The organism is Methanomassiliicoccaceae archaeon DOK, from assembly GCA_009911715.1.
Lineage (GTDB): Archaea > Thermoplasmatota > Thermoplasmata > Methanomassiliicoccales > Methanomethylophilaceae > Methanoprimaticola.
The window spans coordinates 328,828-347,366 of the sequence record CP047880.1 but is presented as its reverse complement, the minus strand read 5'-3'; the positions used below and the strand labels follow the sequence as shown (position 1 = coordinate 347,366).

The 18,539-nt window shown below is 60.8% G+C and carries 19 protein-coding genes and 2 tRNA genes; 13 read left to right on the top strand and 8 right to left on the bottom strand.

Annotated elements, in window-relative coordinates:
* Window positions 1-13 precede the first annotated feature (13 nt).
* Window positions 14-178, top strand: coding sequence for a preprotein translocase subunit Sec61beta (locus JS82_01855; GenBank protein ID QHK16938.1), 165 nt, complete (start codon window positions 14-16; stop codon window positions 176-178).
* Window positions 179-334: 156 nt separating this feature from the next.
* Here the strand turns inward: JS82_01855 and JS82_01850 are convergent, their stop codons facing one another.
* The 4 genes from JS82_01850 to JS82_01835 form a co-directional block, all read right to left on the bottom strand.
* Window positions 335-1,666, bottom strand: coding sequence for a cation:proton antiporter (locus JS82_01850; protein QHK16937.1), 1,332 nt, complete (start codon window positions 1,664-1,666; stop codon window positions 335-337).
* Between the two features lie 119 nt (window positions 1,667-1,785).
* A complete protein-coding gene (locus tag JS82_01845; GenBank protein QHK16936.1) occupies window positions 1,786-2,595 on the bottom strand; it encodes a hypothetical protein in 810 nt (269 codons plus the stop codon).
* A gap of 62 nt (window positions 2,596-2,657) precedes the next feature.
* Complete coding sequence (locus JS82_01840; protein ID QHK16935.1) at window positions 2,658-4,349, bottom strand: hypothetical protein; 1,692 nt, start codon at window positions 4,347-4,349, stop codon at window positions 2,658-2,660.
* 91 nt (window positions 4,350-4,440) lie between these two features.
* On the bottom strand, window positions 4,441-4,824 hold the full coding sequence (locus JS82_01835; GenBank protein ID QHK16934.1) for a CopG family transcriptional regulator: 384 nt from the start codon (window positions 4,822-4,824) through the stop codon (window positions 4,441-4,443).
* Between the two features lie 93 nt (window positions 4,825-4,917).
* On the opposite strand from JS82_01835, the gene JS82_01830 reads away from it, so the two are divergent.
* The 5 genes from JS82_01830 to JS82_01810 all read left to right on the top strand — a co-directional run bounded on the left by JS82_01830 (window position 4,918) and on the right by JS82_01810 (window position 9,710).
* Entirely contained in the window at window positions 4,918-5,703 is a 786-nt protein-coding gene (locus JS82_01830) for a ZIP family metal transporter (protein QHK16933.1), read from the top strand.
* 100 nt (window positions 5,704-5,803) lie between these two features.
* Window positions 5,804-6,745, top strand: a complete 942-nt coding sequence (locus JS82_01825; GenBank protein QHK16932.1) for a TerC/Alx family metal homeostasis membrane protein — start codon at window positions 5,804-5,806, stop codon at window positions 6,743-6,745.
* An 87-nt stretch (window positions 6,746-6,832) separates the two neighbouring features.
* Window positions 6,833-7,105 carry a metal-sensing transcriptional repressor gene (locus tag JS82_01820; GenBank protein QHK16931.1) on the top strand — a complete coding sequence of 91 codons (273 nt, stop codon included), beginning with the start codon at window positions 6,833-6,835 and terminating at the stop codon, window positions 7,103-7,105.
* 71 nt (window positions 7,106-7,176) lie between these two features.
* Entirely contained in the window at window positions 7,177-9,069 is a 1,893-nt protein-coding gene (gene cadA, locus JS82_01815) for a cadmium-translocating P-type ATPase (protein QHK16930.1), read from the top strand.
* Window positions 9,070-9,152: 83 nt separating this feature from the next.
* On the top strand, window positions 9,153-9,710 hold the full coding sequence (locus tag JS82_01810) for a hypothetical protein (GenBank protein ID QHK16929.1): 558 nt from the start codon (window positions 9,153-9,155) through the stop codon (window positions 9,708-9,710).
* Window positions 9,711-9,826: 116 nt separating this feature from the next.
* On the opposite strand, the gene JS82_01805 is transcribed toward JS82_01810, so the two are convergent.
* The 3 genes from JS82_01805 to JS82_01795 all read right to left on the bottom strand — a co-directional run bounded on the left by JS82_01805 (window position 9,827) and on the right by JS82_01795 (window position 11,296).
* Window positions 9,827-9,994: a hypothetical protein gene (locus tag JS82_01805; protein ID QHK16928.1), complete on the bottom strand. Its 168-nt coding sequence runs from the start codon at window positions 9,992-9,994 to the stop codon at window positions 9,827-9,829.
* Between the two features lie 371 nt (window positions 9,995-10,365).
* Window positions 10,366-10,438, bottom strand: a tRNA-Glu gene (locus JS82_01800).
* Window positions 10,439-10,510: 72 nt separating this feature from the next.
* The gene (locus JS82_01795; protein ID QHK16927.1) at window positions 10,511-11,296 is read right to left on the bottom strand and encodes an NAD+ synthase; all 786 of its coding nucleotides are present in this window, start codon (window positions 11,294-11,296) and stop codon (window positions 10,511-10,513) included.
* An 83-nt stretch (window positions 11,297-11,379) separates the two neighbouring features.
* Here JS82_01795 and JS82_01790 point away from each other — a divergent pair, with 83 nt between their 5' ends.
* From JS82_01790 to JS82_01760, 7 genes are all read left to right on the top strand, one after another.
* Complete coding sequence (locus JS82_01790) at window positions 11,380-12,195, top strand: hypothetical protein (GenBank protein ID QHK16926.1); 816 nt, start codon at window positions 11,380-11,382, stop codon at window positions 12,193-12,195.
* A gap of 21 nt (window positions 12,196-12,216) precedes the next feature.
* Window positions 12,217-12,303: transfer RNA gene (locus JS82_01785), tRNA-Ser, on the top strand.
* Between the two features lie 124 nt (window positions 12,304-12,427).
* A complete protein-coding gene (locus JS82_01780) occupies window positions 12,428-12,922 on the top strand; it encodes a homoserine dehydrogenase (protein QHK16925.1) in 495 nt (164 codons plus the stop codon).
* A gap of 1 nt (window position 12,923) precedes the next feature.
* Window positions 12,924-13,922: a homoserine dehydrogenase gene (locus JS82_01775; protein QHK16924.1), complete on the top strand. Its 999-nt coding sequence runs from the start codon at window positions 12,924-12,926 to the stop codon at window positions 13,920-13,922.
* 1 nt (window position 13,923) lies between these two features.
* A complete protein-coding gene (locus JS82_01770; GenBank protein ID QHK16923.1) occupies window positions 13,924-15,498 on the top strand; it encodes a citramalate synthase in 1,575 nt (524 codons plus the stop codon).
* Window positions 15,495-15,767, top strand: a complete 273-nt coding sequence (locus tag JS82_01765) for an ACT domain-containing protein (protein QHK16922.1) — start codon at window positions 15,495-15,497, stop codon at window positions 15,765-15,767. Before JS82_01770 ends, JS82_01765 begins: the two co-directional genes overlap by 4 nt.
* A 5-nt stretch (window positions 15,768-15,772) precedes the next feature.
* Complete coding sequence (locus tag JS82_01760) at window positions 15,773-17,137, top strand: DUF711 family protein (GenBank protein ID QHK16921.1); 1,365 nt, start codon at window positions 15,773-15,775, stop codon at window positions 17,135-17,137.
* 38 nt (window positions 17,138-17,175) lie between these two features.
* Here the strand turns inward: JS82_01760 and JS82_01755 are convergent, their stop codons facing one another.
* The gene (locus JS82_01755) at window positions 17,176-18,453 is read right to left on the bottom strand and encodes a chloride channel protein (GenBank protein ID QHK16920.1); all 1,278 of its coding nucleotides are present in this window, start codon (window positions 18,451-18,453) and stop codon (window positions 17,176-17,178) included.
* Window positions 18,454-18,539 lie beyond the last annotated feature (86 nt).

Genomic DNA, 18,539 nt, shown 5'->3' with positions numbered 1-18,539 from the left:
ATAACGAACTCCCATGGCAAAGAAGAACGACACCGGATTCCAGTCCTCCGCAGGCCTGATGAGGTACTTCGACACGGAGAGCGAGAAGGGAGTCAGGATCAGCCCCCGCGCCGTCGTGGGCATCGCCATCGGTCTCATCGTCGTCGTCATGCTCCTCAGGGTGTTCGTACCTCTCTGAGATGCGACCATTTTTCTGAGAATCATGCTCCAGCGTAAGCGCTAGAGATCTGTTTCCACTTTCAACACCGGAAAACCTATGATCGTTTTCCAGAACATGCGATGAATTAATAGCCGGGCATGAGCCCGGCTGGGATTTGAGAGGTTTGTCCCGGGATCAGATCTGGTCCTCGGGCAGGATCCTGTACTCCTCCGGATACTTCTTCCTGAAGAGCTTCGCGAGGATCGGCGGCGCGATGATGGTCGTAATCACCGACATCAGGACGACGACGGTGTAGAGCTCCGATGTCATGGCGCGCTCCCCTTCGACCACGATGCCCAGACCTATGCTGGCGATGATTATTCCCACCTCGCCACGGGGCATCATTCCGACACCGATGATGTTGAAGGACTCCTTGTCAACGGACCTGTCTCCCATCTTGGCACCGAGCCCGCATCCGACGTACTTGCCGATGAGAGCCAGCACTATGGTGACGAAGGCCAGGATGAGCACGCTTCCGCTGGTGAGGGAGGCTATGTCGACCTGCATACCGACGTTGAGGAAGAAGAAGGACAGCATGAACGTCGAGATCGAGTCGATCTTGTGCTCGAGATCCCACTCCCAGGCATGGTCTGCGAACAGCATTCCGGCGAGGAACGCCCCTATGATGGCGGCGAGCCCGATGTACTCCGCGAATGCGGCCATGGCGAGACAGACTATGATCGCCAGGGCAAGCTTGTTGACGGACATGGGCACCCTGCCGGCGGCCTCGGCCTTCCTGCGACGGTCATCGAAGTAGTCGTAGATCCTCGGGACAACCCACTTGCAGGCGGCGATGACCACGAGCACGAACACGACGGCCTGGATCGTGATCGATGCGACGTTCATGATGGAGAGCTCCCCGGACTCCACCATGCCCTGGACGATCGCCAGGACGATCATGCCGAGAACATCGTCGATGACGGCGGCCGCTATGATGATGCGCGCCTCCTTGGTGTCCATGAGCTTGAGGTCCTTGATGATCCTGGCGGTGATACCCACGGACGTCGCCACCATCGCGGCGGCGAGGAACAGGGCGTGGTTCATGTCCCCGCCTCCGATCGCCGTGTTGGGCCACGCCATGATGAGCGCGAATCCCAGGACGAACGGGATGATCACTCCGAGGATTGCGCACAGGAGCGCAGGCCTTCCGGAGTTCATCAGATCCTTGACCTTGGTCTCGAGACCGACCGTGAACAGGAGGAATATGACACCCAGCTCCGCGAACGCGTAGACGACCTGGTATACCGTGCTGCCCTCTGTTCCAGCCACCGGATCGGGCATCTTTATGGCCAGCAAATCTTCCATCAGCGACCATCCATCGCCGAATGCGATGTTGGCGATCACGATACCCATCACGATCTCCCCGATGAGACCCGGCAGTCCGAACCTGGAGACGATGGCCGAACCGAGACGGGCCAGGACGAACAGGACCACCAGCGTGATGAGCAGCTGTAGCAGGAGTTCCATGACGGCGAATCGGGACTCTCTTATAACATTGTTTTTGATAATTGATGTATGACCCCGGTGCGGTGCAACGGGGGAATGGGCCAGGACCCGGTTTCTCGGATGTGCATTTCTTCTTCTGTTTAGAACGAGAAGCAGACCTTCCAGCCTCTCCCGTGGAACTCCTGGGTTCCGAAGGAGAACATGACCGAAGGCGTGCTCTCGGTGATCTCGACCGCAGGGGCCTCGGAAACCGTCACGGTCTCCTCAGGCTGCGGCACAGTCACAGTGATCTCTTCGACGACCGGGGCCTCCACGGGCTCCACGAACGCCGGTTCCGCCTGGACGGCGGGTGTCGGGACTTCCTCGGGCTCGATCGCCGTCTCGTCGGCGACGACGGGCTCCGCAACGTCCCATGCGATCTCGGTCGAATCGATGACGGGGATCTCCTCTGCGAGCGGTTCCTCCGCCACAGGGACCTCGGGCACCTCCACCTGCGCCTCTGCCAGAGCGTACACGGGCGCGGGCATGGCAAGCATGTGGACCGCTGCGGGTGCGTGGATCGACAGCGTGGCCGCGGGTGCGGAGATCGCCATCGCCGGCGACTCGGCAGGTGCAGCCACCATGGGCTGCGTCTCGGGAACGGGCACCTCGGACTCCTCGACGGACACGGTCTCGTCGACAGCCTCTGGAGTGACGAACCAGTACGCCTCCATGTCGTCGACGGGAACCTCCTCGTCGGCGAAGATCAGGTCATCTGCCGGGACATCGATACTCGGAACTGCCAGGAACATCAGGTCGCGCACCTCGTTGCTGACATCCATCCACGGTATCTCGTCATGGATGAACGCTTTCACGAAGCGCCCCGCGGCTCCGTCGTCCCTCATGGGGACGTCCGGAGCGACTATGGGGTCGTCCTCCTCGTCTTTGAGCCCGGGTACCGTGAACAGCATCACGTCGCGGACCTTGTCTGAGACCGCGATGGGCTCGGTGTCGGGGAGGGTGCGCTGACCCGTCAGGCTAAAGGGCCGCGGAGCTCCTCCTTGGGCTCGACCTTGTCGTTGGACTCGACGTTCTGGAGAACGCCGTTGCTGAAGCGGAATCTGACGGACCTCGGACGCTTGATCACAGGGTCGCTGAGCTTGGGAAGTCCCTCGCCGTCCTCCTCCAGGCCGTTGAACCTGGGCGTGGCGGCGGGTGCGGGCTCTACGTCGGCTCCGGTGACAGCCGTCTCGACCTCGGCGACGGCTGTGATGCCTTCCGAGACCGCGGACTCGGAGGAGGGCTCGGAACCCTCCATCTCCAGACCGACGATTGGCTCCACATCTGTTATGCCGGGGAGCGTCATGACCGCGACCGGCTCGACGGGGGCCTCGGCGACGGCCTCGATGGGCGCCTCCTCTGCGATGGGCTCCTCGGGGACCTCCACGGCCACCTCGCCGATGACGGGCGCATCGATGACGGGCTCCTCTGCGGGAGTCTCCTCCACGGAAGCCTCGGCGACTGTCTCCTCGAAGATGTCGGCTGCGACCATGGGGTTCTCGATCTCCTCCTCGGCCTTGGCCTCCTCAACGGAAGCCTCGGCGACTGTCTCCTCTGCGATGGGCTCCTCGGGGACCTCGAAGGAGGGGACCTCGGCGAACGCGATGACGGGCTCCTCTGCAGGGGTCTCCTCGACCGCGACTGCCTGGACCTCATCCTCGAACTGCTCGACGGGGGCCTCTGCGACGACCTCGGCGACATCTGCGGCAATCATGGGGATATCGACCTCGTCGTCGATCTGGACGTCCTCGACCTCGTCGTCGAACTTTATCCAGCTGTACTCGTCGTCGTCCTCGTCTTCCGCCTGGACCTCCTCGGTCACGGGCTCATCGACATCGTCGACGAAGAACTCGGCAGGCTTCCTCTGGGAGCTCGCCACCCTGTCGAGGAAGGAGTACTGCTGCACGGGAGCCTCGGGCTCCTCTGCGGGTGCGGCGATCGTCTCCTCGTCCATCGCCTGGAACAGCTCGGGCTCCTCCTCCGTGGCCTCGATGACGGGCTCTTCGACGGGAGCGACGACGTCGGGCACCTCCACTGCGGGCGCATCCGCCTCGTCGTCGATCTGCAGGAACCTGGGCGACTCCGCGGCGACCTCCTCGGGTACGTCCTCCGCCTCGAACTCGACGTGGGGTGCCGCCCTCTCGTTGACTGCGGAAGCCCTCATCCTGTCGAGGAAGGTCCTGTCGATGGGCCTGGGCTTGACGGTGCCCTCGTCGGTGACCTCGCCCACGGTCGCGTGGTACTCGGTCTCGACGGTCGTCCCCCTGGGGACGTTGCTGAAGAGACTCCTAACGTCCTCCGCCTTCGCCTGGGCCTCGCCCACGTCGATGCGGGCGGAGGTGTTGTCGGCGGAACCGACGAAGTTGCCTCCGGTCGCCCTCACCATGATCGGCTCCCCGTCGTTGAAGAGAGCCTTCTCGGGGACCTTGGAGATAAAGATCTCCCCGTCGTCCTCGATGTTGTACTTCTCATACCCGTAGTTGTCCAGCTCGCGGACCCCCTTGGAGTACACGCTGGAATCCGACTTCGGGGAGAACATGCTCTGAAGTGTGTTCTTAATTCCTCTCTTGAGACTGTCTGCGTCGAAACCCTGCTTCGACTGCAAGATGTCCTTGAAGCTCTTGTGAGAGCCGTTGCTATCGTAATCGCGTGAGCTATCACTCATGCACATCCCATCCGAGTGTAGATAAGATGTTCTAATTATATAAGGGATGCACACGGGCGCGCGTTATAATAACAGATTGACGTAATCCCGGTCATCCGCGGACGAACTTGACGTAGTCCGCCTTACCCTCCGCCTGGATCTCCTTCATCATGCTGGACAGCACGTCCGCGTCGCATGAGACGACCATCACCTCAAGGCACTTGTGGTTCTGAAGGTGCGAGTGCATCTGCGTCTTTATGTGGGATTCGTACCTGGCCTGGATCATGCTCATCCATGGGTCCGCATGGTTGCCGCGGACGATTATCAGAACACCCTCCACCGTCCCGTCCATCCCCTCCAGTTCCCTGATGTCAGCCAGGGCGGCGTTTATCGATGTGCGGACGGCCTCCGACCTCCCGGACAGCCCGTACGTCTTCTGAATCCTGTCCAGTGCGGCGAGGTTGTCCTCGTTGAGAGAGATGCTGACTATTCCCATGGGATCACCTTATTAACTTCGACGCCTGCATGGAGGTGGAAGTTAATAACCCATCACCAATGTTTTAATAACATCTCGTAGAAGACGGGGCTCATGGAAGCGGTTGCCACCTTCGCTCTGTACTCGGTCCTGCTCCTCGTCGTATCCATGGCGGGAGCGATGCTGCCGAGAGTGAAGAAACTCAGCGACAAGCAGGCCCATCTGCTGATGGCGCTGAGCGCCGGGATATTCCTCGGACTCCTGTTCTTCCTCCTTCTCCCGGAGGCGATACATGAGTGCGAGGACGGCGGATACGACATACACCAGATCATGTACGCCATCGTCGCGGGATTCGTCCTCATAATGACGGTGGAGATGCTGCTGAAGCACCGCCACATGGGCGGATGCTCATGCGAATGCTGCCAGGACAACCACAGCCACAGGATCACCTCGATGTCCTCGTTCGTCGGCCTGTCAATCCATGCCGCCTGCGACGGACTCGCGCTCGCCGCCACGTTCCTGGCCGGCGAGGAGGTCGGGCTGATCGCCACCGTGGGGATGTGCATACACAAGTTCGTGGTCCTGTTCTCCCTGTCCACGACGATGATCCTCACGGACTACACCAGGAAGCAGGCCGTCGTGAGGCTCCTCAGCTTCGCCCTGATAACGCCCGTCGCCGGGATCGTGTTCTTCCTTGCACTCAGCGGGATATCGGACCTCGATGGACTCACCGGGATACCGCTGGCCTTCGCCGCGGGTACGTTCATGTACGTCGCGATGTGCGACATACTGCCCGAGGCCTATCACAGGAAGAAGCAGGACGTGGGCTCGTACACCCTCGTCATCGCGGGAATCGTGCTCATCCTGCTGTTCACGATCCTGTTCCCCCACAGCCACTGACAAACTAATTCAGCTCTATATAGGGGCCAAACACCCTATATAGAGCATCTAATCGCGATTTCCAACACAAAGCTTTTTATTCCTTCCCCTATGGACACTCATGGATGAATCGTCACTATGGTATGTTTTCGCCGTCATAGTGATAGTGCTCCTGGCCGCCGACCTGTGGATCAACCGCAAGCCGCACCACATCCCGATGAAAAGCGCCCTTCTGCAGACCGCCGTCTGGATCGGTGTGGCGCTGGCGTTCGGAGTGCTGCTGTTCGTTGTGACCGGTGACACGACCAAGACGATGGAGTACTACACCGCCTACGCCATCGAGGAGGCGATGAGCATGGACAACCTGTTCGTGTTCATCATCATCTTCGCATATTTCGGAATAAAAGACGAGGACCAGCACCATGCGCTGTTCTACGGTATCGTCGGAGCCATCGTGTTCCGTGCGATCTTCATCTTCGTCGGGGTCGAGCTTCTCGAGAGGTTCGACTGGCTCCTGTACGTGTTCGGAGTCATCCTGCTGATCGTGGCGCTGAAGACCACGTTCGGGAAGGACGACGACAACAAGGAGAACGGGATCGCCAAGTTCATGAGGAACCGTTTCGACTACGTCGACACGGAGGAGACCCGCGGGAAGCTGTTCGCCAAGGTGAACGGCAAGCGCGTCGTCACCGTCCTCCTCCTGTGCGTCATCGTCATAGAGATGACCGACATCGTGTTCGCCCTGGACTCCATCCCGGCCGTCCTCGCGATTTCCACCGACACCCTCGTCATCTACACCTCGAACATATTCGCGGTGATGGGCCTGAGGTCTCTGTTCTTCGTCATCCACGGAGGAATGCAGTCCATCAGGTACCTGAAGTACGGACTCGGCGTTATCCTGCTGTTCGTGTCGGTCAAGCTCCTGGCCCACTCGTTCATCGAGATACCCGTCGTGCTGTCCCTGGTCGTAATCGTCCTGGTGCTCCTCATCACCATCGCGGCATCCGTTCTCAAGAACAAGTCCGATGCGAAGAAGGCCCAGGTGCAACCACCAGTAACCTGACACCCAACCGGAGGGCGGGCACCACCCGCCCTCCGACCCTTCCAACTTCCAGTCATTTTTAATCTCGGTTAGACCTACGCACGTCCCATGAGACAATGCATGGACTCCGAGAACCTCCACAGGAGGCTCAAGAAGATCTCGGGACAGATCGCCGCCATCGACCGCATGATCGACGAGGACGTTCCCTGCGAGGACATCATAGTCCAGATAAACGCCGTCAAGAGCGCCGTCCACAAGGTCGGCCAGATCATCATGGAGGGACACATCCAGCACTGCGTCCGCGACGGCATCGAGCATGGCGACGCGGAGAAGACCATCGCCGAGTTCACCAAGGTAATCGAGCAGTTCTCCAAGATCTGATCCACCTGCAATCATACCCCCGTAGGGTATATATACGGATACCCTGTAGGGGTATCTAGAAGGTGATTGGAGTGTCCTTGGTCAAGGACGCGATAATGGATCAGAAGATCGAGTTCTCCTGCATAGTCATAGGAATCGTCGCGCTGGCGGCATCTTTCACCGCGGATTGGGCCTGGCCGCTCGTTTTCGTGCCGATCGCGATCTGCGGGATCCCCATAATCTGGGGCGCCATCGTCGGGGTCGTTAAGGAGCACGACATAACCGCCGACGTGCTCGTGTCCGTGGCGATAGTTGCCTCCGTCATCATAGGGGAGTACGACGCGGCGGCGGAGATCGCCATAATCATGCAGATCGGCGGCTTCCTGGAGGAGGCCACCGTCAACCATGCGAACGCCAGCATAATGAGGCTGGTGGGCATGAAGCCCGCCACGGCAAGAGTGGTCAGGAACGGAGTCGAGACGACCGTGCCAGTGGAGGAGGTCATGCTGGGCGACACAGTCCGCATCGTGCCCGGCGAGGTCGTCCCCGTCGATGGGATCGTGACATCAGGGGCCACATCGGTGAACAACTCCATACTGACTGGCGAATCGGTGCCCCGCGACGTGGGCGTCGGGGACCGTGTGTCTTCCGGGACCGTCAACATGTACGGATCTGTGGACATCGAGGTCGACCGCGTCGGAGATGACACGACCATCGCCAGGATGGCGAGGATAATCGAGAACGCCGATGCCGGAAAGTCGAAGGTCGTGCGCACCGCGGACCGCTGGGCGGTGTACATCGTCATAATAGCATTCACTGTCGCCATCCTGTCCTACGTCGCGTTCCAGGACATTTACAGGTCCGTCACGGTCCTGGTGGTGTTCTGCCCCTGCGCCCTCATCCTCGCCACGCCCACCGCTATAATGGCCGCCGCAGGCAACATGTCTAAGAGGGGGATACTGGTGAAGGACGGAGGCGCCGTGGAGAGGATGGCGTCTGTAGACACCCTACTCATGGACAAGACCGGCACGCTGACCACGGGCAACATCGTGTGCCACGGGTTCACCAGCACCGATCCCGACACGGACGCGGAAATCCTCGAGGGCCTCGTGTCCGCGGTGGAGTCCCGCTCCGAGCATCCGCTGGGGAGGGCGATAACCGCCGCCCATCAGGGTGAGCCCGGAGAGGTCACCAACTTCGAGTACATACCTGGGCGCGGAGTGTCCGGGGTGGCGTTCGGCAGGACTGTCACCGCCGGAAACGAGGGTCTGATGAGGGAGATGTGTCCCGACAACCTGGATGAAACCATCGCGACCGCCGCCAAGGTCAGAGAGGACGGCTACACCGTCGTCCTTGCCGGTGTGGACGGCAGGACCGTCGGGTTCGCCGTGCTGTCCGACACCCTGAAGGACGACTCGGTCGAGACCGTGGCGGACATGAGGTCGCTGGGCCTGAAGACCATCATGCTAACCGGCGACACGCACCAGGTAGCCAGGAAGATGGCAGACACCCTTGGGATGGACGACGTCGTCTGGGAGTGCCTCCCGGAGGACAAGCTGAGGACCGTCGTGAGCCTCGAGGGGTCCGGAAGGACGTGCATGGTCGGGGACGGGATCAATGACGCGCCGTCCCTGAAGAGGGCGGACGTCGGCATAGCCATGGGCGGCATCGGGAACGAGATGGCCACCGAGAGCGCGGACATCGTTTTCGTCGACGACGACATCTCCAAGATCGGCGGAGTGGTCAGGCTCAGCCGCAGGACTCTGTTGACCATCAAGGCGGGGATAACATTCTCCATCGTCCTGAACTCCGTCGCCATGGTCATGGCCGTGTTCGGGCTGATGGGTCCGATCGCCGGGGCCCTCGTGCACAACATCGGATCCGTCATCGTCATCATAATGGCGGCGCTCCTGCTGAGATACGATTGCTGGAGGCCCGCCGACGGGAAGACGGGTGCGTCCAGTGCACCCGCGTCCCCTGCGTGAAACCCCAAAACATTCGACGAATGCCGTTGATTGTATTCGTCGAATGACAACTTTTTTTATATCATGCCCGTGTTGCTGGACCTATGGCCGACGAAGCACAGCCGACCAAGAAGGCAAACCCGGCGCCCCTGGGGCTGCTCGGGTTCGGCATGACGACCGTGCTGCTCTCACTGCACAACGCCGACGTCCTCCCCCTGGACGGGGTCACCCTTGCGATGGGTGTCTTCGTGGGAGGCCTGGCACAGGTGCTGGCGGGCATCATGGAGTACAAGAACGGCAACACGTTCGGGACCGTGGCGTTCACCCTGTACGGGATGTTCTGGCTCACGTTCGTCGCGACGCACATGGGCCTGGAGGGGATGTCGGGCGAGAGCTCCACCCTCGGGACCTGGCTCCTCCTGTGGGGCATCCTGACACTGTTCCTGTTCGTGGGAACACTGAAGGGCAGGAAGTCCACGATGTTCGTGTTCGCCACGCTGACGATCACGTTCTTCCTGCTGTCTGCAGGCAACTACGGCGGCATCGACACCCTTGTCATGGCAGGGGGCGCCGTCGGGGTGGTCTGCGGACTGTCCGCCATGTACACCGCGTTCGCGGAGGTGCTGGCGGAGCAGCACGGGAAGGAGATCCTCCCGTTCTGAGAACAAACCCCTGAAACGCCCTTCGGGGCACCTTCCCTTCAAAATCCATGAAACCTGGTCCGGACCGCATTTTGAGAGACCTGTTGGATCCCCGCGACCCGGACCGACGAAAGTGTTTACTGGCTCCCGTTGTCGCTCTTTGTGACAGCTGCACCGACGATTCCGACGATGAGCAGGATTACGCCGATACCCATGAGGATCGGTGAGAGCATGTTGTAGGCATCCGCCATCGGAGCGTACATCTCGTAGGCGCAGGCACATGCCGCAGAACCGATGATCGACAACAGAAATCCCTCTATCCCGAAACGAATCCAATCCAGTCTCTTGCTATCCAAGTCGAATTTCCCTCCTCTACACTCAAAAAGGGTTTCGGAACTGAATATTGTCCCCCCCCCCTTCTTATGCTTTGGCTTCAGAACGTATCGAGGGTCGAAGACAGCGATCTGCAGCCGAAAAAGACACATGCGTGCATGGCCGCCCTCACGGATCAGAACCGCGGCACAGCTGTCTCCTCGGACCATACAAGTCGACAGGATTGAGGGATTGGCGCCAAATTCCGACCTATACAGGCACCCGTGACGAAGGAACCACAACATGTGGCAATCCGAACGAATGGATAGAATCGGACATGATGAAAGTAGAGAAAAGAGATGAGTGCTCCCGACGGGATTTGAACCCGTGTCGAAGCCTCGAGAGGGCTTCATGATTGGCCGCTACACTACAGGAGCAACAAGACTGTGCATGAACAGGTTATTAATAAATCTTTCGGTGACTCGGAACCTGCCCATGCACTGTTTCGATCAGAATTCACCCTGACGGATGGGTGGAAGCCTCTTGTGCTCCATGGATTCGACCTGTTTCCTTATCTCGGAGACCTTCTCCCTGGAGAGCCCGGTGTCCGCCGCAATCTGCGCATCGGACCTGTCCTCCTCCAGTTCGTAGAGGATTCCGTCCAGGTCGTTGTAGGTGATGCCCATCTCGGACTCGTCGGTCTGCCCCTCCCAGAGTCCCGCTGACGGAGGCTTGGCGATGATCGGCTCGGGGACCCCTATCATGGCGGCGATCTGCCTGACCTCCGTCTTGTAGTAGTTGGCCAGAGGCGTGACGTCGCACGCGCCGTCGCCGAACTTTGTGAAGTATCCCATCATGATCTCGCTCTGGTTGGACGTCCCCATGACGATCGCGTCCCTCTTCTTGGCGAGGTTGTACAGTACGATCATCCTGCACCTCGCGGAGATGTTGCCCCTCTCGAGCGGTGTCTCCTTCCCCGTCAGAAGGACGGCTGCCAGCGCATCCACGGCGGGCTGTATGTCCACGACCTTGTACTCGGTCCCCCACATGGAGCACAGATCGGCCGTTGTCTTGTAGTCCTCGGCGGGCGTAACCCTCGACGGCATGAAGACGTTCAGGACCTTGTCCGCGCCTATGGCGTCGACGCAGAGCTTAGTGACCGTCGCCGAGTCCAGACCTCCGCTGATCCCTATGACGACGCCTTTGCATCCGATGTCCCCTATCGTGTCCCTGATGAATCCGACGAGGCCCTCGACGTCCTCCTTCGTGATGTTTGGAATCTTGACTCCGGTCATCGGACCGTAATCAAAAAGTCTGGATTTAAGGATTGAGAAGGACGGACATCAGGTTTAACACGGTCGCCGACGATTATCCCCTCATGCGCATCGACATCGCACTGTGCCAGTACACACCCGTCCGGGGCGACCCGGAGGCCAACGCGGAAAGGATCGAGAAGGCCCTGAGGGACGGGCCTGGGGACGTCGTGATGCTGCCGGAGATGTTCCTGACCGGGTACGGGTTCCCGTGCGACGGCCTGGAGGAGACCACGGAAAGGTGCATCGGCGAGATCTCGGACCTTTGCAGGATGCTGGACAAGGCCGCGGTCGTCGGAGCGCCGAGGTTCGAGTCCGACCTGGTATACAACTCGATGGCGTTCCTGTCCCCTGACGGTGACTCCTGGTACGACAAGGCCCATCTCGCCAGCTTCGGCGTGTACGCCGAGACGGGGTTCGCCCCCGGTTACGCCCCGGCGATGGGTTCGTATCACGGCGTGCTGTTCGGCATGTCGATCTGCTACGACATCTTCTTCCCGGAGATACTGCACGGATGCTCCCTGAACGGGGCCTCCGTGAACATCTGCTCGGCCGCGTCCGCGGTGCAGTCCAAACCATTCCTGGACAGGGTGCTCCCGGCGAGGGCGCTGGAGGACGTCACCTATCTAGCATACATCAACAACGTCGGCTCGATGGACGGCCTCATGATGCACGGGTGCTCCAGGGGACTGGATCCATTCGGGGACGTGCTGGCACAGTGCGGCGACGTCGAGGGCTCGGCGGTCTTCACGGTTGACACGGACAGGCTGGAGGAGGCCCGCAATGTCAGGCGCCATCTGTCCGACTACCGCGCGGACATAGACTGGGGCGTACAGGGGTACGATGACGAGCGAGGTCATCCAAAGGTTTTAATTAGATGACCCAATCCCCCACTCCATCAAGCCGAGATGGCCCAGCCCGGTAAGGCGCGAGCCTGGAAAGCTCGTGGGAACTTTCCCTCGGGAGTTCAAATCTCCCTCTCGGCGCCACTTCTACTTTTTCGTTCCATCGTGTCTTCAGCACATCCCCGTCGTTCCGCGTTCCGTCTCACGCGCGCATTCTATTATTATAGTTAAAATCGCATCAGCCCAACATCCAATCAAGGTGCCCCCTATGATCGTGAACGCTGAGTTATTCGTCAAGGACCTGCCGGGCCAGCTCGTCGGTTCCATCGAGCCCATATCCCTGATCGACGGGAACATCATGGGCGTCATGCACGACCGCGAGCGCATAGTCAACCACAGGATCTGCGTCAACATCACCTTCGAGGTGGAGGGACAGAACCAGCTGGAAGCTCTGAAGAAGATCTGGAAGTCCAAGGACATCATCATCTCCAAACTCGGTTCCGTGTACCAGACCTACACCATGGACTACCTCCTGATCGGGGACATCGACGCCATGTACATCGAGGAGCTCATGAACAAGGCGAACTCGCTCGTCACGATGGACGCCGTCGATGTGAGATACTCGTCAAAGACCAACAGCTCGTCCAAGCGCACGGGACTCATCTCCGTCAAGACGAGGAGCGAGGAGGACCTGGAGAAGCTGGACAGGTTCCTGGACGACGAGTGCAGGAAGACGAACACGATCTACGTGAGGGGTGTCTGATATGAGGATATTCATATGCGGCTTCGGGACCGTCGGCCAGGGATTCGCCGAGGTCGTGGCGAAGCGCAGGGAGTTCCTCGAGGAGAGGTACGGCTGCCCCGTTCTGATCACCGGCGCCATGGACTCCAGGACCTACGTCCTCGACCGCGACGGCCTGGACCCGATCGCCCTGGTTGACAGGAAGAAGGTGACCGGCAGGGTTGGAGAGGACGAGTACTCCGACCCGATATCCGTCCTGGAGCAGGCGGCCTACGACATCCTGGTGGAGGTCAGCCCCACGGACGTCAAGACCGGAGGGGCGGGACTCCGCAACATAACCCACGCCCTCGAGAACGGCAAGGACGTCATCACAGTCAACAAGGGTCCGCTGGCCCTGAAGTTCCACGACCTCATAACCCTCGCCAAGAAGAACAAGTGCAAATTCCGCTTCGAGGGATCGGTCGGCGGCGCCATGCCCATCATCAACCTCTGCCGCGAGAACCTCAGAGGGGAGAAGATCGAGTCGATCAGGGGCATCTTCAACGGAACATGCAATTTCATACTGAGCAAGATGGACAAGGGGCAGCCCTTCGACCAGGCCCTCAAGGAGGCCCAGCAGATGGGCTACGCGGAGACCGACCCCACCAACGACATCGAAGGCTACGACAGCGCGTGCAAGGTCGTCATCCTTGCCAACTCCGTGTTCGGCAGGAACGTGACCTTCGACGACGTCAGGATAACAGGCATCACGGGGATCACGGACGAGGCGATAGCCCTCGCGGCATCGCGCAACATGGTCATCAGACTCATCGGGGAGGTTTCCGAGAACAAGCTGGAGGTCGGCCCGAGGCTGGTGCCCAAGGGACATCCCCTTAGCATATCGGGAACCCTGAACACGGCCCAGATCATATCAGACCTGGCGGGACCCATCACGGTCAGCGGCCGCGGAGCCGGACGGATCGAGACGGCGTCGGCGATCCTCAGCGACCTCATCTCTATAATGGACGAGAGGTCCGAGTGAGATGACCAGGGTCTGGATATACGACACCACCCTCAGGGACGGAGCGCAGACGGAGGGCATATCGTTCTCGTGCGAGGACAAGCTGGACGTGCTCTCCAGACTGGATGAGCTCGGCGTCGACTTCGTGGAGGGCGGATGGCCCGGCTCCAACCCCCGGGACGACGAGTTCTTCGAGAGGGCGGGTCGGATGGAACTCGCCAACGCCTCCCTCACGGCCTTCGGGAGCACACGCAGGCACGGTGTGTCCCCTGAGGAGGACCCCAACCTCAGGGCCCTGGCCGCCTGCTCCGCCGGATGGTGCTGCATCTTCGGGAAGTCATGGGACTTCCATGTCACAGACGCCCTCAGGATCGGGCTTGACGACAACCTCGCCATGATAGAGGACAGCGTCAGGTTCCTCAGGGAATCCGGGAAGAGGGTCATGTTCGATGCGGAGCACTTCTTCGACGGGTACTTCGCGAACAGGGACTACGCCCTGGCCGCCCTCATGGCGGCCGAACGCGGGGGAGCGGAATGGTTGGTGCTCTGCGACACCAACGGGGGGACGCTGCCGACGGACATCGCCGCCGCGGTGGAGGACGTCCTCCTGAGCACCCACACGCCTCTGGGCATACACTGTCACAACGATTCGGACCTTGCCACTGCATGCACGCTCGCCGCGGTCGAGGCGGGATGCACCATGGTCCAGGGAACGGTCAACGGCATCGGCGAGAGATGCGGGAATGCGAACCTCTGCACAGTCATCCCGAACCTGGCGCTCAAGGAGGGCGTGGACGTGGGTGCCGTGGACCTGCGCGGTCTCACCCCGCTGTCGAAATCCGTGGGGGAGATCGCCAACATGGCGCCGGCACCGGGGATGCCGTTCGTCGGCGACAGGGCGTTCGCCCACAAGGGAGGCATGCACGTCTCCGCACTCATGAAGGACCCCCGCACCTATGAGCACATCCGGCCGGAGGAGGTCGGGAACTCCCGCAGGGTGCTGGTCTCCGACATGGCCGGCAGGTCCAGCATAACCGAGAAGCTGAGGGAGCTGGGCCTGGAGATCAGCGACGACAGCTCCCACATCACCCAGATGATCAAGGACATGGAGTCCAAAGGCTACCAGTTCGAGGGAGCGGACGCCAGCTTCGAGCTGCTCGTCAAGAGGCTGAGGGGGGACCTCGAGAAGAGGTTCGAGGTGTACGGCTTCCGCATATTCATGGACGAGCGCGAAGGCCTGGAGATGGACTCCGAGGCCAGCATAAAGGTCATGGACGCCGACGGCAACATGGAGCAGACGGCCGCTGACGGGAACGGACCCGTCAACGCCCTGGACAACGCGCTCAGGAAGGCGCTGGCCAGGTTCTACCCGTCGCTCAACGGCGTCCGTCTGACGGATTACAAGGTACGCGTACTGGACGAGAAATCGGCCACCGCCGCGAGCGTCCGCGTCCTTATGAGGACCACGGACGGGGAGTCCAGCTGGACGACGGTCGGCGTCTCCGAGAACGTCATAGAGGCAAGTCTTATAGCACTGATAGATTCGCTGGAGTACGCGCTCATGAAACAGGATCAGAAAACCAAGGTGAACCAATGAACAGAACCGTAGTCACACTCGTAGGCAAGGACCACGTCGGCATCATCGCCGCCGTATGCAACTTCTTCGCGGACAACAACATCAACATCCTCGACATCAAGCAGACCACAGTCCAGGAGTACATCAACATGATCCTCGTGGTCGACACCACCGGCTACTCCGGAAGCTTCGACTCCCTCGCAGAGGGACTCGACGCCGTCGGCAAGAAGGTGGGCTGCATCATCAAGGCCCAGCACGAAGAGATCTTCGATATGATGCACAGGATCTGATCCACATGGTAGAGCTAAAAGAGGTGTTCGAGACCTACGAGATGGTCTCCCACGAGAACCTTGACGTCAGGACCATCACCATGGGCATCAGCCTCCTGGACTGCATCGACCCCGACCTCGACAGGCTGTGCCAGAAGATCTACGACAAGATCACCACCCTGGCCGAGAACCTGGTCAGCGTCGGGGACGAGATCGGTCTCGAGTACGGCGTGCCGGTCATCAACAAGAGGGTCTCCGTGACTCCGATCGCCCTCGTCGGAGGAGCGGCGTGCAAGATCCCCGGCGACTTCGTCAAGATCGCGAAGACCCTGGACGAGGCTGCCAAGAAGATCGGCGTGAACTTCATCGGAGGCTACTCCGCCCTGGTCCAGAAGGGCATGACCACGGCCGACAGGAACCTCATCGAGTCCATACCCCAGGCGCTCGCCTGCACCGAGAGGGTCTGCTCCTCCATCAGCCTCGGATCCACCAGGACCGGGATTAACATGGACGCTGTCAGGCTCATGGGCGACATCGTCGTCAGGACCGCCGAGGCCACCAAGGACGCGGACTCCATCGGATGCGCCAAGCTCGTGGTCTTCTGCAACCCGCCCGACGACAACCCGTTCATGGCAGGCGCCTTCCACGGCGTGACCGAGGCGGACTGCGTGATCAACGTCGGTGTCAGCGGACCCGGCGTGGTGAAGACCGCCCTGTCCAAGGTCCGCGGGGAGAGCTTCGAGGTCCTGTGCGAGACTATCAAGAAGACGGCGTTCAAGGTCACCAGGGTCGGACAGCTGTTCGCAAAGGAGGCCTCGAGGAGGCTGGGCGTCCCGTTCGGCATCGTCGACCTGTCCCTCGCACCCACCCCCGCGGTTGGAGACAGCATCGCGGACATCATCCACGAGATGGGAATGGAGTACGCGGGCGCCCCCGGAACGACCGCCGCCCTGGCCATCCTTAACGACCAGGTCAAGAAGGGAGGCGTCATGGCGTCCTCATACGTCGGAGGACTCAGCGGCGCGTTCATCCCCGTCACCGAGGACAGCGCGATGGCCGAGGCCGCGGAGATCGGCGCCCTCACGCTGGAGAAGCTTGAGGCGATGACCTGCGTCTGCTCGGTCGGACTGGACATGATCGCCATACCCGGCGACGTGCCTGCCACATCGATCTCGGGCATCATCGCCGACGAGATGGCCATCGGCATGGTCAACCAGAAGACCACCGCCGTCAGGGTCATCCCGGTCATCGGGAAGGGAGTCGGCGACAGGGCGCAGTTCGGCGGTCTCCTCGGAGACGCGGCCATCATGCCCGTCAACAGATACGGCTGCGCGGACTTCGTCAACCGTGGCGGAAGGATACCCGCACCCATACACAGCTTCAAGAACTGAAACGGGGCCGGTGCCCATCCGGGCATCCCCCTCCACTTTTACAATCGCCTGGCATCGACGGACTCCGGCTTCCCTATCTCCCCCTCAGCCTCCGACACCCATGACGGCAGGGGGATGCGTGAACCGACGAACGCCGCCAGAGCCATCGGTATCGCCGCCAGCAAGGGGAAGCACAGGAAGAGCAGGAGCACGGCCATTAGAGGCTTGCGCATGACCCCTCCGACCAGTGCTGCCGTGACGGTGCACAGGCAGAACACGGGATCAGCCCCCGACAGAAGCGCCATCCCGTACCCTATGGATATCCCTGCGAAAATCGTTGGAAAGAAGTGTCCTCCGCGCCACCCCATGTTGACGCACATCGCAGTCACCAGGATCTTGACGAATCCCATGACGAGCAGCAACGCGGCACCCATGCCTGTCCAGAGCGAATCGAGCTCCACCGCCTGCGACTCCCCCGAGAACATCGTGAAGGGGAGGACGACGCCGCAGACCCCGAGAACCGCCCCTGCGACGACTGGTTTGAGCAGCGGCCTGTCACTGAACTTACCGGACACGCGGGACAGCAGTGCGTCGGACACACAGAACAGCCATCCGGCCAGAGCACCTATCAGGATCAGCGGCACGAGCCATACCAGTTCGTCCGTCCCGACAACGTCCCATTCGTAATGGGGGAGCGGCAGACCTCCGCCAACATAGTGTGTCAGAAGCAGCATCGCGGCCAGGGCCCCGGCGATCGCGCATGCGTACACCACAACCTTGACCCACCTCGGTGTCGACCCTTCTCCCGAATCCCCTGCTGTTCTACCGCCCATACCCGAGGCGAAGCCGTACAGAGGGGCGGTGAAAAGTGCGGACAGGGTCGCCGTGACCCCCGCCTCGGTGAGTTCCCTGAAATCCGAGCCGAAGCGCCTCATCCTCTGTCCGGCCCATGTGCACAGACCTGCTATGACGCCTGTGAGACCGGCCTCCGGACCTACCGACCCTCCGAACACGAGAGGAAGGACCGCGGCCACGGACATCCTGCCGAGCTTGTCGTAGTCATACCCGCCGTCACGCTTGACCTTGGCCATGACGGTCCTGAGATCCTCGGGATAATTGCCGAAGCGCCTGGCGAACAGCCCGATGACGATCCCTCCGACGACACACATCAGAACGGGGTAGAAACGTCCGAACCATGACGAGAGCCCGTCCCAGACAAGGGTGAGCCCGACATCCATGACGAAGAGCACGAGCCATACGAAGAAACCGGCGATGGCCCCTGTGAGGATCACGGACAGGATGAAGACCAACCGATTGACGACCTTTGCACTGCCCATCTGACACACTCCGAGGCCGTGACAGCCGATGTCGGAACCCCGATGTTGAATCAAGTCTGCATTTAAAACAGTTAGGCGAATCACGA

What these genes read in the sequence shown, in the direction of transcription:
- JS82_01830 (QHK16933.1), top strand. Translation starts at nt 4,918, where the DNA reads ATGGAAGCGGTTGCCACCTTCGCTCTGTACTCGGTCCTGCTCCTCGTC.
- JS82_01845 (QHK16936.1), bottom strand. Translation starts at nt 2,595, where the DNA reads ATGCTGTTCACGGTACCCGGGCTCAAAGACGAGGAGGACGACCCCATA.
- JS82_01755 (QHK16920.1), bottom strand. Translation starts at nt 18,453, where the DNA reads ATGGGCAGTGCAAAGGTCGTCAATCGGTTGGTCTTCATCCTGTCCGTG.
- JS82_01820 (QHK16931.1), top strand. Translation starts at nt 6,833, where the DNA reads ATGAGACAATGCATGGACTCCGAGAACCTCCACAGGAGGCTCAAGAAG.
- JS82_01810 (QHK16929.1), top strand. Translation starts at nt 9,153, where the DNA reads ATGGCCGACGAAGCACAGCCGACCAAGAAGGCAAACCCGGCGCCCCTG.
- JS82_01855 (QHK16938.1), top strand. Translation starts at nt 14, where the DNA reads ATGGCAAAGAAGAACGACACCGGATTCCAGTCCTCCGCAGGCCTGATG.
- JS82_01765 (QHK16922.1), top strand. Translation starts at nt 15,495, where the DNA reads ATGAACAGAACCGTAGTCACACTCGTAGGCAAGGACCACGTCGGCATC.
- JS82_01850 (QHK16937.1), bottom strand. Translation starts at nt 1,666, where the DNA reads ATGGAACTCCTGCTACAGCTGCTCATCACGCTGGTGGTCCTGTTCGTC.
- JS82_01795 (QHK16927.1), bottom strand. Translation starts at nt 11,296, where the DNA reads ATGACCGGAGTCAAGATTCCAAACATCACGAAGGAGGACGTCGAGGGC.
- JS82_01760 (QHK16921.1), top strand. Translation starts at nt 15,773, where the DNA reads ATGGTAGAGCTAAAAGAGGTGTTCGAGACCTACGAGATGGTCTCCCAC.
- JS82_01825 (QHK16932.1), top strand. Translation starts at nt 5,804, where the DNA reads ATGGATGAATCGTCACTATGGTATGTTTTCGCCGTCATAGTGATAGTG.
- JS82_01840 (QHK16935.1), bottom strand. Translation starts at nt 4,349, where the DNA reads ATGAGTGATAGCTCACGCGATTACGATAGCAACGGCTCTCACAAGAGC.
- JS82_01790 (QHK16926.1), top strand. Translation starts at nt 11,380, where the DNA reads ATGCGCATCGACATCGCACTGTGCCAGTACACACCCGTCCGGGGCGAC.
- JS82_01775 (QHK16924.1), top strand. Translation starts at nt 12,924, where the DNA reads ATGAGGATATTCATATGCGGCTTCGGGACCGTCGGCCAGGGATTCGCC.
- JS82_01770 (QHK16923.1), top strand. Translation starts at nt 13,924, where the DNA reads ATGACCAGGGTCTGGATATACGACACCACCCTCAGGGACGGAGCGCAG.
- JS82_01780 (QHK16925.1), top strand. Translation starts at nt 12,428, where the DNA reads ATGATCGTGAACGCTGAGTTATTCGTCAAGGACCTGCCGGGCCAGCTC.
- JS82_01835 (QHK16934.1), bottom strand. Translation starts at nt 4,824, where the DNA reads ATGGGAATAGTCAGCATCTCTCTCAACGAGGACAACCTCGCCGCACTG.